This is a genomic window from Campylobacter concisus (assembly GCF_902460595.1).
In the GTDB taxonomy this organism is placed as follows: domain Bacteria; phylum Campylobacterota; class Campylobacteria; order Campylobacterales; family Campylobacteraceae; genus Campylobacter_A; species Campylobacter_A concisus_BL.
This window is the reverse complement of sequence record NZ_CABPVA010000004.1, coordinates 1-16407: the sequence shown is the minus strand read 5'-3', so window position 1 is coordinate 16407 and position 16407 is coordinate 1. Positions and strand designations below refer to the sequence as shown.

General features: G+C 40.6%; 12 protein-coding genes. 10 read left to right on the top strand and 2 right to left on the bottom strand.

Annotated features, from left to right (window positions below):
* Nucleotides 1–9: 9 nt before the first annotated feature.
* Nucleotides 10–237 carry a hypothetical protein gene (locus tag F3G86_RS10800; RefSeq protein ID WP_223228578.1) on the top strand — a complete coding sequence of 76 codons (228 nt, stop codon included), beginning with the start codon at nucleotides 10–12 and terminating at the stop codon, nucleotides 235–237.
* A gap of 411 nt (nucleotides 238–648) precedes the next feature.
* Here F3G86_RS10800 and F3G86_RS07195 read toward each other — a convergent pair whose 3' ends face one another.
* Complete coding sequence (locus F3G86_RS07195) at nucleotides 649–3114, bottom strand: YhdP family protein (RefSeq protein WP_149723467.1); 2466 nt, start codon at nucleotides 3112–3114, stop codon at nucleotides 649–651.
* 73 nt (nucleotides 3115–3187) lie between these two features.
* On the opposite strand from F3G86_RS07195, the gene mltG reads away from it, so the two are divergent.
* The 9 genes from mltG (at nucleotide 3188) to F3G86_RS07150 (ending at nucleotide 15634) form a co-directional block, all read left to right on the top strand.
* Complete coding sequence (gene mltG, locus F3G86_RS07190; RefSeq protein ID WP_149723466.1) at nucleotides 3188–4132, top strand: endolytic transglycosylase MltG; 945 nt, start codon at nucleotides 3188–3190, stop codon at nucleotides 4130–4132.
* 63 nt (nucleotides 4133–4195) lie between these two features.
* Nucleotides 4196–6370: an NADP-dependent isocitrate dehydrogenase gene (locus F3G86_RS07185; protein WP_149723465.1), complete on the top strand. Its 2175-nt coding sequence runs from the start codon at nucleotides 4196–4198 to the stop codon at nucleotides 6368–6370.
* Nucleotides 6371–6373: 3 nt separating this feature from the next.
* A complete protein-coding gene (locus tag F3G86_RS07180) occupies nucleotides 6374–7267 on the top strand; it encodes a lactate/malate family dehydrogenase (RefSeq protein WP_149723464.1) in 894 nt (297 codons plus the stop codon).
* A gap of 8 nt (nucleotides 7268–7275) precedes the next feature.
* Nucleotides 7276–7587: a 4Fe-4S dicluster domain-containing protein gene (locus F3G86_RS07175; RefSeq protein ID WP_009293870.1), complete on the top strand. Its 312-nt coding sequence runs from the start codon at nucleotides 7276–7278 to the stop codon at nucleotides 7585–7587.
* A complete protein-coding gene (locus F3G86_RS07170) occupies nucleotides 7584–8714 on the top strand; it encodes a 2-oxoglutarate synthase subunit alpha (RefSeq protein ID WP_149723463.1) in 1131 nt (376 codons plus the stop codon). The genes F3G86_RS07175 and F3G86_RS07170 overlap by 4 nt, the downstream gene beginning before the upstream one ends.
* Nucleotides 8704–9549: a 2-oxoglutarate ferredoxin oxidoreductase subunit beta gene (locus tag F3G86_RS07165; protein WP_149723462.1), complete on the top strand. Its 846-nt coding sequence runs from the start codon at nucleotides 8704–8706 to the stop codon at nucleotides 9547–9549. The genes F3G86_RS07170 and F3G86_RS07165 overlap by 11 nt, the downstream gene beginning before the upstream one ends.
* On the top strand, nucleotides 9546–10097 hold the full coding sequence (locus F3G86_RS07160) for a 2-oxoglutarate:acceptor oxidoreductase subunit OorC (RefSeq protein WP_148785280.1): 552 nt from the start codon (nucleotides 9546–9548) through the stop codon (nucleotides 10095–10097). Before F3G86_RS07165 ends, F3G86_RS07160 begins: the two co-directional genes overlap by 4 nt.
* An 86-nt stretch (nucleotides 10098–10183) precedes the next feature.
* Nucleotides 10184–10558 carry a heat-shock protein gene (locus F3G86_RS07155; RefSeq protein ID WP_223228577.1) on the top strand — a complete coding sequence of 125 codons (375 nt, stop codon included), beginning with the start codon at nucleotides 10184–10186 and terminating at the stop codon, nucleotides 10556–10558.
* Nucleotides 10559–10933: 375 nt separating this feature from the next.
* The gene (locus F3G86_RS07150) at nucleotides 10934–15634 is read left to right on the top strand and encodes a hypothetical protein (protein ID WP_149723460.1); all 4701 of its coding nucleotides are present in this window, start codon (nucleotides 10934–10936) and stop codon (nucleotides 15632–15634) included.
* 101 nt (nucleotides 15635–15735) lie between these two features.
* On the opposite strand, the gene F3G86_RS07145 is transcribed toward F3G86_RS07150, so the two are convergent.
* The gene (locus F3G86_RS07145; RefSeq protein ID WP_223228584.1) at nucleotides 15736–15966 is read right to left on the bottom strand and encodes a thiamine phosphate synthase; all 231 of its coding nucleotides are present in this window, start codon (nucleotides 15964–15966) and stop codon (nucleotides 15736–15738) included.
* Between the last annotated feature and the right edge of the window lie 441 nt (nucleotides 15967–16407).

Here is a 16407-nt window from a genome sequence, read left to right as displayed (position 1 = left end):
TGATTTTTTATGGATAGTGTTAAATTTTTCTCAATCAAACGCCTAAAGAGCTATAAAAACGAGCAAGAGCATAAAAAGAACTTTTTGCTAGTACAGGCATTAGCTCCAAAACTTGGTATTTTAGAAATTGCCACGAGAAATTTAGCTTTTAAGGCTTTAGTGGATAATAACAAGGTAGATATTTTAAGCTCTTTTGGCGGTTACTTCAAGTTAGATGATCTCTTTGTCTCAAAGTAAACTTTTGGATTTTGGGCAAAAATCATCGATGAAGCCAAAATCCACAATGATATCGTCAATCTTTATAAGCTTGATTTTAAAAAGTATTCTAAATTTAACCGCAAAAATAAACTTTTAAACTATCAAAAAGTAAAGATTTTATATGACCTTGCTGTTAAAATTCGAAACCGAGCATTTCATTTTGAAAATCTTTATAAGCTAAATGACGATCAAACGCCAAGAATTTCAACTCGTGTTGGTAAAACTTTAGTAGGCATTGATCCGCAAATGTTAGAAGATTTTATTAATGATGCGTTGTTTTGTTTTGATGAGGATCTGGCAAGATACTTAGAATGAGTGGCGGATAATAAGCTCCGCCGTGAACTTCGCCGCAATTATACTAAACAATAATTATTTTTTGCTTAACGCTTTTTACTCAAATATCAAAAACGGAGCTTGCAGGACGTTTCTTATTATCTTTAGTGGCGAGAGCAGGGCGTCTTGCAGTATCTGCGTCGAGTACTCGGGCTTCTCTGTCGTGCCACGTATGGCGATGACGGTTGAGAGCGAGCGGTCTTTGCCAAGAATGATTTGGTTGATAAGTGGTATCTTATCGATGATGCCGCTTGCGTCTTTTAGTATCTTTAACTCAAGGTCGATGTTTATCTTTTTGCTCTTTAGATCGATCGTGCCGCGTCCGCCGATATCTGCGCTCGTGCCTATCATCTCAATGGCTAAAAACTCGATCAAGTCGCCCTTTCTTGTAAGTAAAATTTTGCCGTTTTTAACGGTAAAGCCCTTGTCGTTAAAGTCAGGCGTTTTAAAGCTAAGAAGCGACGGCACCGAGTTTAGAAAGCTTAGCAGTTTTTGATAAAAGATGTAGTCTTTTAGATATGTGCCAAAAAATCTCACCTCAGCCTTGAAATTTTTTGAGCTCTCTCCAAGCATTTTTAGGCGAAATTTACCACCCTCAAAGCTCTTAATACTAAAAAGATCGTTGATAAATTCGCCACTTATATCAGTTGCGTCTAAATTTATGCTTTTCTCGTCGCTAAAATATCCAACTCTGCCTTGCTTTGCCAGTCCATTTAGCGAGGTGCTTTTGCCCTTTTTTTCGGCGCTAAAGCTGGTAAATGGCAAGGTTTTGTTTAGATCTTGTAAGATGATGTCGCCATTTTTTGCAAATAACTCAAGTGGCGTGCTTTGCTCTTTTGTGTTGTTGTCATCAAGGACAAGCAAATTTAGGTCGTTGCTCTTAGCCTCTATGCCCTTTTCAGCGATGTTTAAAGAGAGTTTTTTGCTTGCACTTTGCACTTTTACGCCAGCCTTTGAGACTGCTATCAAAAAGTCATCGTTTTCGTATTTTGAGCCATTTTTATCCAAAAACGGCATGTCAAATTTAAGCCCTTTTGCCAAAATTTCAAGATTAGTAAAGTCCTTGCTTTTTATACTCACATCTTCAAAACCAAGCACGCCATTTTGCTTTAAAAGTGGGGAGTTTTGCATGATAAATTCGCTATTTTTCGTAGCTATCACGCTCTCATCGCCAAAGCTTAAATTTAGCCTAAATGGCTCAATGCTAAGCGTTGTCTCACTTGGCTTGCTAAAGTCAAGAAGTGCGCTAAATGGCTCATTTTTAAAGGCTAAAATTTCATCATTTTTCTCTTTTAGATCAAAGCTTTCTATGACGCCTTTTATCTCGCCGGTACTTTTTTGCAAATTTATATTGGCTTTCGCATTTGCTCTGAAAAAATCAAGCCCAAAGCCGCTTGCATCGATGTTTAGCACCGAAGTATTTACAAGCTTTACAAGGGCACTTTTAGCGTTAAATTTACTCCCAGCGATATCTAAAACCGCGTCACTTATCTTAAACTCGCCATTTGCGATGACGCTCTTTTCATCAAAATTTTCTAAGCTTTTTTCGTCAAGTTTTATCAAAATTTTTAAGCTAGCATCCATTTTGCCGCTTAGCTGCCTAACTGGCACGTTGATCTTATAAGCTCTTAGTATCTCATTTATCGCCTCATCGTAAATAGAATTTGTCTTTATAAGTAGCTCTAAATTTGCACTTTTTTCATCAAAGATGTTGTTTATCGCGACGTTTGAACCATCAAGCTTTTTGCCTTTATAAACAGGCGCTGTAAGGTCAAATTTAAGCTTTGAGTTTTTAAGCGTGATATTTGCTTCAGCGACATTTACAGCGGGCAGGTCTTTTTCAAATTTAACTAGCAGATTTTTGGCATTTGCAGTCGCATTTAGGTCGTTTAGATAAAAGTCGTTTTTGGCTAGATCAGCCTTGCCATTTATCTCGTTTAGGTAGTAGTCATCAGCCACGATGTAGCCATATATCCAGTTTTTTACCTCGCTGTTTAGGTGTATGCGACTATCAAGCTCAGCGATGAAGTCCTTGATACTGCCAGCATTTACGTCATAGGCTTTGTAGGTTAAAAGTGTATCTTTTAAGGCAAAGCTAAGCTTGCCATTTAGCTCGTGCGAGGTGAAATTTCCATCAAATTTATAATCATCCTTGTCAAAATTTGCACTGCCCTCGCCGCTAATGCTTACGTTAAAATCTTTAAGGCTTAAATTTCTTACTATGAAGCGATCGACGCCATCTTGCTGCTCGTTTTGAAATTTGATATCGATGTTTAGATAAGGGCTATCGACGAAAAATATATCATCTAAAAATAAAACTTTGATCTTAAAATCATCGCCTATTTGCACGCTCTCAAGCGAAATTTCTTGAAAAAATGTGTCAAGATAATCCACTCCTTGACTAAGGTTTAAAAGCTGCTTGTCGCTGGCTTTTTGCTCTGCGTTTTGTTTAAATTTAGGTAGCTTGATCTGCTTTGCTCTTACAATTATTTTTTTATCTAACTTTATATATAATTGCTCCAATTTTACGCCGTAAAACTCGAAATCGTTAATTTTTATGCCGTATTTTAAAAGCAAAAGAAGCGAAAGAATCAAAATGATAAAAAATTTTATAAAAAAGCCGTATCTGGATATTTTCTTTGATATCGTACTCATCGTTGTCCTAAGCGTATTTGTTTATTTGGCACGCCCCATAAACACGAGCAAGGTCGTCTTTGTGCCAAAGGGAAGTGTGGGCGAAATTATATCTTATTTAGCTAATCGCAACTTTAACCTAAGCGCGATCGACAAGTACGCCATGCGCTTTATCGGCTCGCCTCAGTCTGGCTGGATCGAGATAGGCAAAGATAAAATTTCAAGGGTTGATTTTTTAAAAAAACTCGCCAAAGCAAAGGCTGCGATGACCGAGATCACGCTAATACCAGGTGAGACTACGATCGTTTTTTTAAACCAGATAGCAGCCCAGCTAGGACTTGACGGAGCAAAACTAAATAGCGAGTATAACGCCCTTGCGCCAGTCGCTGATGGCTTTTTAATACCAAATACTTATAAAATTCCAATAGGCATCAGCGAAAGGCATCTAGCCTATTACCTTGTAAATTCATCTAAAAAGGCGCAAAGCGAGATCAGCAGGAAAATTTTTGGCGAATACAACGAGAAAAAGTGGTTTAAAATTCTAACCATCGCCTCGATCATCCAAAAAGAGGCTGCAAACGACGCTGAGATGCCACTAGTGGCCTCAGTCATCTACAACCGCCTTGATAAAGGTATGAGGCTACAGATGGATGGCACGCTAAATTATGGCATCTACTCGCACGATGTGATCACGGCTGAGCGCATAAGAAGCGACATGAGCGAGTTTAACACCTATCTAAATGACGGCATCCCGCCAAGCCCAGTCTGCTGCGTCTCAATAAGTGCGATAAAAGCGGCGATAAACCCTGCAAAGAGCGATTATTTATACTTTGTACTTGATAAAAAGGCGAAAAAGCACATTTTTTCAAAAACCTTAAGCGAGCACAATCAAAATATCGCAAAATAGGGCTAAAATACAACTAGCTTTAATAAAAAACGTGATAAATTTCAAAAAATCAAAAGGGCTAAAATGAGTGATATTATCTGGACTAAAACCGACGAAGCACCGCTATTTGCAAGCTACTCTCTCTTTCCTATCGTTAAGAGATTTTTATCCCGCGCTGGCATTAGCATAACAAGGGCTGATATCAGCTTGGCTGGACGAATTTTATCTCTTTTTAGCAAAGAGCTTGGGCTAAACAAGGCCGATGAGTTAGAGCTTTTGGGCGAGCTAACCGCGCATAAAGAGGCAAATATCATAAAACTGCCAAACATCTCAGCCACGCTCGTTCAGCTAAAAGCGGCTATTGAGGAGCTAAGAAGCAAGGGGATAAATGTGCCATTTTATCCAGACGAGATCATCACAGACTACGACGAAGAGATCGCTAAAAAATACCAAAAAGTTCTAGGAAGCGCGGTAAATCCGGTGCTAAGACAAGGAAACTCAGACAGAAGAGTCTTGCCACCGGTTAAAGAATTTGCTAAAAAGCACCCACATAGCAACGGCAGCTGGGACAAGGCAAATAAAACTAAAATTTGCTACATGCAAAAGGGCGATTTTTTCGAAAATGAGCGCTCAATCATCGCAGAAAAAGATGAGAAATTTTATATAAATTTCATAAGTAAAGATGGTAAAAAAGAGCTTTTAAAAGAGCTTGCTGTCCAAAGTGGCGAGATCGTAGATGCTACCTTTTTAAGTGCAGATGAGTTAGATAAATTTTATGAAAGCTGCTTTAACGAGGCAAAAAAAGAGAATTTAACCATTAGCCTTCACCTAAAATGCACGATGATGAAGGTTAGTGACCCAGTCATCTTTGCACATGCAATAAAGAGCTATTTTAAAGAGGTTTTTGAGCTATTTAGTGAGGATTTTAAGGCTCACGGAGTAGAAGCAAAAAACGGCTTAAAAGATATGTTTTCTAAAATTTCAACTCTTAAAAATAAAGATGAAATTTTGGCTAAATTTGATGAAATTTTGAGCAAAAAAGCAAAAATCTGGGCACTAAATGAAAATGCTAGCAACTTTGACGTGCCAAATGACGTTATCATCGATGCCTCAGTGCCTGCGCTCATTAGAAACTCTGGCAAGGTAAAAGACAAAAACGGCGAGCTAAATTTCTCGCTTTGTATGATCCCAGATAGAACCTATGCTAGAGTTTATGAGGCCTGCGTGGCGGACTTTAAAGAGCATGGCGCGCTTGATGTGAGTAAGATCGGCAGCGTGGCAAACGTGGGGCTTATGGCTAAAAAGGCCGAGGAGTATGGCAGCCACGATAAGACTTTCATCGCAAAAGAGGATGGAGAATTTGTAGTTTTTGATGAGGCGGGCAAGAGTGTCTTTAAATTTAGCGTTAAAAGCGGCGATATTTTTAGAATGACACAGGCAAAGGATGATGCGATAAATGCGTGGTTTGAGCTTGCTTTAAAAAGAGGCGAAATTTCAAAAGATGAGCTTATATTTTGGCTAGATAGCAGCCGTGCTCACGATAGAAATTTGATAGCTAAATTTGAGAAATTTAAAGAGAAATTTACTAACGCTGGCGTGAAATTTGAGATTTTAAACTACGAGCAAGCAACGCTAAGATCACTTGAAATGATAAGAGCTGGCAAAGACGTCATAGGCGTAACCGGCAACGTTTTAAGAGACTATCTAACCGATCTTTTCCCGATATTTGAGCTGGGTGGCAGCTCAAAAATGCTCTCAGTCGTGCCGCTACTTGCTGGTGGAGCGATGTTTGAGACGGGCGCTGGCGGAACGGCTCCGACGCTTGTAAAAGAGCTAAAAGAGAAAAATCATCTGCTTTGGGATAGTCTGGGCGAGTTTTTAGCGCTTAGTGCTTCGCTTGAATATTTGGCGTTTTTTAGGCAAAAAAAAGAGGCGAAAGAGCTAAGCGAGGCGCTAAATAGAGCGGTTGCTAGCTATTTGGACGAAAATAAAACTCCAAATGCTACTCTTGATACTAGAGAGTCGCACTTTTATCTAGCGCTTTTTTGGGCGAGAGAGATGGCAAAAAGTGGCGGGATTTTGAGCGCAATATTTGCAAATTTAGCAGACGAGCTAGAAAAAAATGAAGGTGAAATTTTAAAGCAGATCAGAGAAAATGATGGTGCAAGCGCGGAATTTGGCGGATACTACCTGCCAGACGAAGCAAAGGCAAATGAGGTCATGCGACCAAGTGAAATTTTAAATAAAATAATAGGATAAGAGATGAAAATAAGTGTAGTTGGAGCTGGAAACGTCGGTGCTAGCATAGCTTATGCGCTTTGCATGAGAGAGCTTTGCAATGAGATCGCGCTTGTAGATATATTTGGCGACGTGGCGCGTGCAAAAGCGATCGACCTAGCGCAGTCAAGCTGCGTCTTTAACGCAAAAACAAGCGTTTGTGGTGGCGATGATTTTGTGCTAATTGAAGGCAGTGACATCGTCATAGTCACAGCTGGAAGCCCAAGAAAAGAGGGTCAAACAAGAGAAGATCTGCTACTTAAAAACGCCGTTGTCGTAAAGCAAACTGCGCAAAAGATAGCTGAATTTGCCAAAAACGCAGTGATAATCGTTGTCACAAATCCACTTGACGTGATGGTCTGGACGGCTCATAAATTTAGCGGTTTTAGCAAAAACAAAGTGATCGGCATGGCTGGTGAGCTAGATAGCGCAAGGTGCAGATATGAGCTAGCGCTTTTAAAAGATAAGGACGCCAGCAAGCTAAGAGCAAAGATCGTTGGCACTCACAATGACGAGATGATCGTATCAGCCAGCAATATCAGTGAAAATTTAAATGAAAATGAGCTTGCAATCCTTAAAAAAGAGACAAGCACTGGCGGCGCAAAGATCGTTAAACTGCTTGGTACTTCGGCTTACTACGCACCAGCGGCTGCAGCTGTGAAGATGTGCGAGATGATCGTTGGTAAGAGCGATGAGATAATAAGCGCTAGCGTGCTAATCGATGATGAACTAAGCTGCGGCAGGCTAGTAAGACTCGGACGTGATGGCTTAAAAGAAATTTTAGAGCTAAATTTAGATGAAGACGAGCAAGAGCAACTAAACAAAAGTGAAGCTGAAATTAGAAAAAATATCAAATTTTTAAAAGAAAACTTAGAGTAGGAAGATATATGATCGTAAAAGAAAATGTCCCAGTTTGGGTCGATGAGAGCAGGTGTAAGGCCTGTGATGTCTGCGTGAGCTACTGCCCAGCAGGCGTGCTAGGCATGAGGCTTGAGCCAAAGGCGGTGCTTGGCAAGATGATAGAGGTGGTCTATGCTGACTCATGCATAGGATGCCGTGACTGTGAGCTTCACTGTCCTGATTTTGCCATTTATGTGGCTGATAAAGGCTTTAAATTTGCAAAGCTAACGCCTGAGAGCAAAGAGCGAGCTGCGGCTGTAAAGGCAAATAAATTTGCCAAGCTTGGAGAGAGCGCATGAGAGAGGTAGTATCAACTGGAAATGCCCTAGTAGCAAGGGCTGCCGTCGAGTGTGGCTGTAACTTCTTTGGCGGATATCCTATCACTCCAAGCAGCGAGATCGCCCACGAGCTAAGCGTGCTTTTGCCAAAAAACGGCGGTACATTTATACAGATGGAAGATGAGATAGCTGGCATTTCCGTAGCTCTTGGTGCAAGTGCGAGTGGCGCTAAAGCGATGACTGCAAGTTCTGGTCCAGGAATTTCACTAAAGGCTGAGCAAATAGGCCTTGGTTTTATCGCTGAGATACCGCTTGTCATCGTAAATGTAATGCGCGGCGGCCCTTCAACTGGCCTACCAACACGTGTCGCACAAGGCGATATCTTGCAGGCTAAAAACCCAACTCACGGCGATGTAAATATGATAGTGCTAGCGCCTAGTAGCCTAGAGGAGTGCTATACGCAGACCGTGCGCGCCTTTAACCTCGCAGCTAGGTTTATGACGCCGGTTATGCTGCTACTTGACGAGACGATAGGTCACATGCAAGCAAGGGTTGGTTTGCCAGAAATTGGCGAGCTAGAAATTTATAAAAGAAAAGAATTTAGCGGCGAGCCAAAAGAGTATAAACCATACGAGGCTGCACCAGATGAGCCAGCCACGCTAAATCCTTTCTTTAAAGGCTATCATTACCATATAACAGGGCTTCATCACGGCGCTACTGGCTTTCCAACTGAAGATGGCAAGATCGTTGAAAACTCGATGAATAGACTATTTGATAAGATAAATTTACACACTGATGAGTGCGAGAAATTTGAAGAGTTTATGCTTGATGACGCGCAAATTTGTATCATCGCCTTTGGAAGTGTCGCTCTCTCAGCTAAGCAAGCGATATTAAATTTACGTGAAAAAGGGCTAAAAGTAGGGCTATTTAAGCCGCTCACACTTTTTCCAGCTCCAGCTAAAAAGCTAAAAGAGATATCAAATAAATTTAAGAAAATTTTAGTCTGCGAGCTAAATTTAGGCCAGTATAGCGGCGAAATTTCAAAGATCATCTTAAGAGATGACTTTGCAAAACTGCTAAAAGCAAACGGCAGACCGATAAGCCCAAGCGAGATCGAGGCGAAGATAGGAGAAATTTATGGCTTTTAATTACGATAAATATTTACGAACAGATAAAATGCCTACTCTTTGGTGCTGGGGCTGTGGCGACGGCGTCATACTAAAGGCACTCATCCGCGCTATTGATACGATGGGCTGGGATATGAACGACGTTTGCGTAGTCTCAGGCATAGGCTGCTCTGGCCGCTTTAGCGGATATCTAGACTGCAACACCATTCACACGACTCACGGCAGAGCTGTAGCTTATGCGACTGGCGTAAAGATGGCAAACCCAGACAAACACGTCATAGTTGTAACTGGCGACGGCGATGGACTGGCGATCGGAGGTAACCACACGATACACGGATGCCGCCGAAATATCGGGCTAAATCACATCCTAATCAACAACTTCATCTACGCACTAACAAACTCGCAAACTAGCCCAACGACGCCAAAGGGCATGTGGACGGTCACAGCGCAATACGGCAACATCGATCCTAGCTTTGACGCCTGTAAGCTCGCAACCGCAGCAGGTGCTAGCTTTGTCGCGCGTGGTAGCGTCATCGAGCCTGAGAAGCTCACAAAGCTCTTTGTAGAGGGCTTTAGCCACGATGGATACAGCTTTTTTGATGTATTTTCAAACTGCCATATAAATTTAGGCCGCAAGAACAAAATGGGTGAGGCGGTGAAAAATTTAGAGTGGATAAAGGACCGCACGACGAGCAAGGTCAAATTTGACATGCTAAGCGATGAGGAGAAAAAAGGCATTTTCCCACTTGGCGTGCTTCACAAAGATGAAGAAAAGATCGAATACACCAAAGCTTACGACATGGTAAGAAAGGCTGCTATGAGCGGCGAAGCGATAGATTTTAAGGAGCTAGCATGAAGTCACAATTAAGATTTGTCGGCGTTGGCGGACAGGGCGTCATACTAGCAGGCGAGATCCTCTCAGCTGCCAAGATAAAAGCAGGCGGATACGGCGTCAAGGCATCTACCTACACATCTCAGGTGCGTGGGGGTCCAACGAAGGTCGATATCATACTTGATGAGAAAGAAATTTTATATCCTTATGCAAACGAGGGCGAGATAGAATTTATGCTAGCAACTGCGCAGATAAGCTACGATGCCTTTAAAAGTGGCGTAAAAGAGGGCGGCGCGATCGTTGTCGAGCCAAATTTGGTAAAAGTAAGTGATGAGGACAAAAAGCGCTGGAAAATTTATGAAATTCCTATCATCTCTATCGCAAAAGACGAGGTCGGAAACGTCATCACTCAAAGCGTCGTAGCCCTTGGCGTGGCTGTGGCGATGAGTGGGTGCATGGATGAAAATTTAGTGCGTGAAGAGATGCTAGCAAGCGTGCCAGCTAAAGTTAAAGAGGCAAATGCTAAAGCTTACGAGCTAGGCCTAAAATACGCAAAAGAGCTTTTAAAATAAATTTTTGGCTAAATTTGATTTAGCCAAAACCTCACAATATGGATCAGATAAAACTAGAAAATTTCTGCAAAGAACATGGCTTTTATATGCCTATCATTAGGAGCTTGTCGCCTGGTGAGTGCTTAAAGATAAGAGAGAATTTACTTCATAAATTTAGCCTAGATGATGTAGATGAGTTTTTTAAGATAGATAAATTTAGCAGGCTTGATGGCTTTAATGCGGACGAAGAAAATTTTGATCTCAAGGCTGTTTTTGGAAAGCTTAACATCGCAACGCCAAATGAAATTTGCATAAATTTTAATAAATTTGAGAGCATTGATATTTTGCATTTTGATGACCTTTCTAAATTTTTTAGCGATATCTGGTATCCGTCACTTGATGACATTGAGATATTTGATATAAATTTAAGCTTTATTTTCTCAGTCAGACACTACGGCGGGATATACTACGTAATTTTATAAAATTTACCGCAAAAAGATAGCATAAATTTATCCCTCGTCTTTTGGCGTGGGAATTCCTTAAGAATTTATACCAAATTTCTATTTTACTTATCAAAAATATACAAATTTTAATAACATTATCGTTTTAAAATTTACTTTGTAACGATAAAACATCTCTTTGGCAAATTTCATAAAAATTGAAAATTTTATCTTACTAAAATCTAGCAGCGATTTTTTGGTAAATTTATAAAATTTTCAAGTCGTTTTTAAATTTAAAAACAAAGCAGAAATGACAAAAATTCTTATATAGATTTTTTATTTACATTATTATTATTTTGGTTATAATCGCGTGAAATTTTAAATGGATGTTTTAGTTTTAAATTTAAAGGAAGAAAGATGCAAAGCGTTGGTGTTGTTGCAAAGATAAGTGGAAAAGTTTTTGTAAAACGAAACGGAAAGTTGATCTTGCTAAAGCAGGGCGACGAGATATTTCTAGGCGATGAGATCGTCACGCAAAGCAGCAACGACACTATCGTTATAAATTTTGACCACGCTGCACCTATCACGCTACTTGAACCACAAACTATCATTATCACAAAAGAGCTATCAAATGCAAAATTTGACACCCAAGGCAATGAAGCGCAGATAGAAGAGGACAAGAGAAGGATCTTTGGTGAGAGCGAAGGCTCAAATAGCAAAAACAGCGACGAAAACGCTCAAGGCTCCAGCCACCACTCTCATGGCTCAAGCCATGGTAGCGACACAGCAAGCATAAATGGATCAAATTTTGACACGCAAGGACACATCTCAAACGTAGTTTGGTTTGATGGCGGTACATTAGAGCTACCAGCTATCATCTCAAGTGAGCCAGCAATGCCGGTTAGTTCTATTAGCGGAGCAGCACCAGTAGCGGCTTTGCAAAAAGAGAGCGCTCCAGCTATCCTAGCTCCTAGCATTGCACTTTTAAAAGACCTTGATGGCGATGGCTATATCAATATCGCAGAAGCAGGCGGCGATCCTAATCACACAAGCATGGCTGTTGCTTTTAACAATGACTTTAGGCCAGGCGACAAAGTAACGCTAGAAGTTGTAAATAACGGCGTAAAGGCCACGCTTTCTTATAAAGTAGATCCTGCAGGCACAAGCGTGATAAATGAAAACAATCCAAGTGAAATTTTGCCTATCATGCCAAATGCAACAAATCCAGATCAAAAAGAATTTATCATCCCAAGCGTTGCTATCACGCCAAATGCCCCGTTTAATGTAAGCTCTAGTATCACACTAGCAAATGGCGCTAGCTCAGCTCCAGCAAAGGCGGCCGCAAGTGTTGATACCGTTACGCCAGCTCTTAGCTTTACAAAGGTCGTTTTAGGCAAAGACCTAAATGGCGACGGCGTGATAGACGCTAGCGAGAATGGCTTTAATCCAGCCAGCAGTACCCCAAGCGACGATGCAAAGATCGTTTTATCACCAAACATGAAAATAGGCGATAAGATAAAACTCACTACCACTGATCCTGACGGCACTTTGCATGAAAAGACGCTCGTTAAAACATCTAGTGGCACGCTTGTGGATAAAGATAGTGGCGAGAGCTATCCGCTCACAAGTGAAAGCGGCGGAAATGTCGGTTTTAACGTGGCAAGTGCTGTTAAAATTTCATCATCAACGCCAACAAATGTAAATATCCAAATGATAAGCAAGTCAGGCAACCCAGGTGCGACAGATACGATAACTATCGCAAATAATAACGATCCGATCGCTGTTTTTACCCTTGATGAGAACAAAGACGGCATTATAAATGCAGCCGAACTGGCTAAAAGTGGTGGCACGGCGTCGCTTATCGATATCTATGTGCCAAACAACGCCGCAGTTGGCGACAAGATCCGCATAAAGGTCGATGACCCAGCTAGCACACCAACAAGCGTCACAAAGACCTATACTATCGCACCTGACGGACTTACTGCCACGCTTGATGGAGGTAGTGAGACTATCTCTATCCAAAATGGTAAGATCACAGTTACTGACCCTACAAGCTCAACTGATCCAAGCAGAAAAAAGCTAAGCACGACGATCATTGACGGCACGACTGGAGCTTTAAAAGCTTCAAGTGTGAGTGAAATTTCAAGCGATACGGTCGCACCTGTTAGGTCTCCGCACGTGCAGTTTGCAAAAGATAGCGATAAAGACGGCGTGCTAACTAGTAAAGAGAGTGGCTTTAGCCCTGATGGTGCGAAGACCTCTATAAAGATGAAAATTCCAAACGACGCAAGAAATGGCGATAAATTTGAGATAGATATCGCAGGAAGCGACGGCAAAACAGATAAGATAACCATTAAAATTTCTCAAAACGCATCCGGCGCATATAGTGCCACAAGAGATGATGGCGTAGCTATCAATGTAAATAATGGCACCATAGAGACCACGACAAAACTTTATGGCGTTACGACAAATTTCACGACCACATTTACCGACAAAGCTGGCAACAAAGCAGACCCAGTTACAGACGAGATCACCGTAGATAACAGTATAAAGGTGCAGTTTGCAAGGGATAATGACGGAGACGGGCTAATAGATAGCATCACCACGCCTTCTGGCTCACCCTCAACCCAAAGCGACCTTGATATCTACGTGCCTAGCAATGCAAAACCAGGAAGCAACGTAAGCGTCACTATCTCAACTCCGACCATACCAGCTGTAACCACAACGGTCAAATACACAATAAGCGACGATGGACTAACCGCCTTGCCAAGCGACGGCTCGGCACCACTTCCTATCGTGGATGGCAAATTTAGTATACCAAATGTCCCTATCTCGGTCGATCACTCTACGCCTGTTAGGGCTACTATCACGACACCAAACGAGGTCACCACAACTGATGGCGTTCGCGGTAGGCTCTTTGACTTTGGAATTTTAAGCTACATAGATGATGTCAAGCTTGCCACGCAGATAGATGGCGGAGCTATAAATATTGCTAAATACCTTAGAGTGGAGGACTATGAGAAGGTTATCCAGAAAAACAACTTTGACGATGAGACCAAAACCATAAAAGAGTACAACATCTCACTTACTAATGACGAACAACCAAATATTGTATTTGGCGTGGACCGTGACCCTGGCACAAAGCTTCGTTTAGCACTTGAGGATGATCATGGTAATGCCAAAATTTTACCAAGCGGGCAAACATATATAGATCTAACAGTCGGCGCAGATAAGCGTGTAAATATGGACTTTGAGTCCCTTGGTATAAAGCTAGATGAGAGATACTCAAACATAAGAGCGACCGTTTTAAAGAGTGATGACACAAAGGATGATGATCTAATAGTTCATATAGACCTAGACGCCACCCCTGATGCGATCGGCACTCCAACGGCAACTTCACATGTAACTAGCGTAGATATCTCAGGCAGTGTTGGCACCGATGCGGGCGGCAACAACACGCTAAATAAAAACACCATAAACAAAGTAGATCTTTATGATCTGCTAAATTCCGTCCATAAAAGCTCTACTCTTGATGATACGCACAGCTACTCTGAAAATTTTGCCCTACCAGCAAACAGCACTGGAGCAAATTTCATGATAAAAAATGCCGACACCGCAGGAAATGTCTCTGTTAGCACGGTGACATTTATCGGTAACAGTGGCCTTGATGCTGATATGTGGTTTTATAACTATGTAGATCCATCGTGGAGAGCTAGAGTTGGTGGCGATTCTGGTGTTTACTCGCAGCGAGGGGGTAAATCCATCTATAAAGACTATATTAAAATTTACTCTCCAAGCGCCTCTACTACATATGACGTTGTGCAGTTTGCCTCTGGGACGCACTATAAGACACTGTCTGATCAGGGCAATATGCATGCAGAAGATCTAGCAAGAGTGGGTAGATATGGCAGTGATGCCTTGTATAACGCATCTAATCCATACGCACCAAAGAAATTTATAAACGGCGTAGATACGACTGCTGGCACGGGAGAAAATATAAGCTTTGCAAATGGCACATTAAAAGGCAAGCCTGGCAACTACACGCTTGGTGAGTCAAACCCTGTTGGCTCTGACCTTGTCATGAAAATGGATGGTTGGATATATGTAAATGCTCCTGGGACATACTCAGTAAGAGCAGCAGACCTACATAACTATGTAGAGCTAACTATAAATGGCAATACACAAAAATTTGGAAGTGCAACAACATTTATAAATCCATCCACAGAGGTATCATATGGCAAAAATGGTCAGTGGTGGAGCAGGGATTTTACATTTAATAAGGCTGGCTTTTATAAATTTGATATGGAGTATATGGATGGAACTGGCGAGATGAATTTATCTTTGTATATAATGCAAAAAAATAGTGCGCCAGCTAGTGGACCATATCCATCAGATACTTTGGTGGGGTCAGAACATAGTGGCACTCGCCTCTTTAGTAACAACTATGTCGAAGCGCTCATTCAAAATGATTTTATAAAAAAGATAGGCACTACAAATTCTTACGAGATAAATACAAGCAAATATAGCGAGGCAAATTTTGGAGACCCAATCTATCTAAAACAAGAAGGTGACGTAAAAGGTGGTAACCTAGATGACGCTTTTGTTTATAGTAAGGGCAGGGCGATAGACGGCAAAGGTGGCGTAGATACACTTATAGTAGTTGATGATGTGGATTTTTCAAATTTAGACAATGTTAAAAAGATAAATAACTTTGAAAAAGTGCAACTTGGCAGCGCAGATCAAGCTGTTTCTATAAAATTTAGTCCAAATGGCATCTTTGATATCATAGATAGTAGAAATACAAGAGATGCGAGCAATAGCGCAGCCAGCGAGAGCGTAAATACCGTGCTAAAAGTTATAGGCGATAGTAAAGACCTGGTGCAGCTTACACATGATTTTGTAAAAGCCACAAAAGCAGATATCACCACGCTAAATAATAAACATAGCGTTGTTGGCGATACTTATAACAAAGTAGATGTTACAAGTGATGGTGACGCGGTAAATCAAGTCTATAAAGCGACCTTTAATCGCCAAGAAGTTATCAATGGCAACACAATAAATTCAAAGCATACCGTTTTTGTCGAGATCCAAGACGGCGTGCAAGTTGATCTGTTGTAAAACTCATCTTTGTTCTTATAAGAGGAGCAAGAATAGTCTATAAATTTAATCTTACGTAGTTTTATATATAAAATAATATGTAAAATTTTATGCAAATAGGGTTAAATTTGCTCGTTTTTGCTCTCTACTATATTTTTTATAAGCTCCATATCGCCGTTCATCGCTAGGCTCATGAAGCAAATGCCATTTGCACCAGCTTTTATAGCTTCTTTGTAGTTTTGGTTGTCTAGTCCGCCAAGTGCGTAAATTTCTTTATCAAATCTTTTTAGCTCGTTTATAAAATTTAACCCTTTTGGCTCTAATCCCGCCTTGTAAGAGGTGGCAAATTTTATTTTATCTACTGCACCTCTTTGAATTTGATGCTTTTTAGCTGCTATTTTGATTTTTGCTTTTGTATGTATCTTTTTTGACTATTTTTTAGTTTGCTACCTTGTTTTGATTTATTACTGTTATTAAATTTAATGAAAGACACAGCGTTTATGTCATATTTTGTGAGTTATGGCTATTTTAAAAAATTGCAAAGAATGGCATTAAAGATTGATTATTGATGAAAATAAATTTTTAAAAGCAGCTTTTATTTAAATGTCTTTAACCAACATCATAGAGCTATTTTTTAGTTTTTAAACTCTAATTTCGCTACCTTATGTAACGTTAATTTTTAAAAAAAGATAGATAAACGTTTGAATTTTGAGCCAAAGGCTTTAATTTATTAGTTTTTGATATTTGCTCCTAACTTTTAGGACAGGTTAGCAACATTTTTTAAAAGATTTATA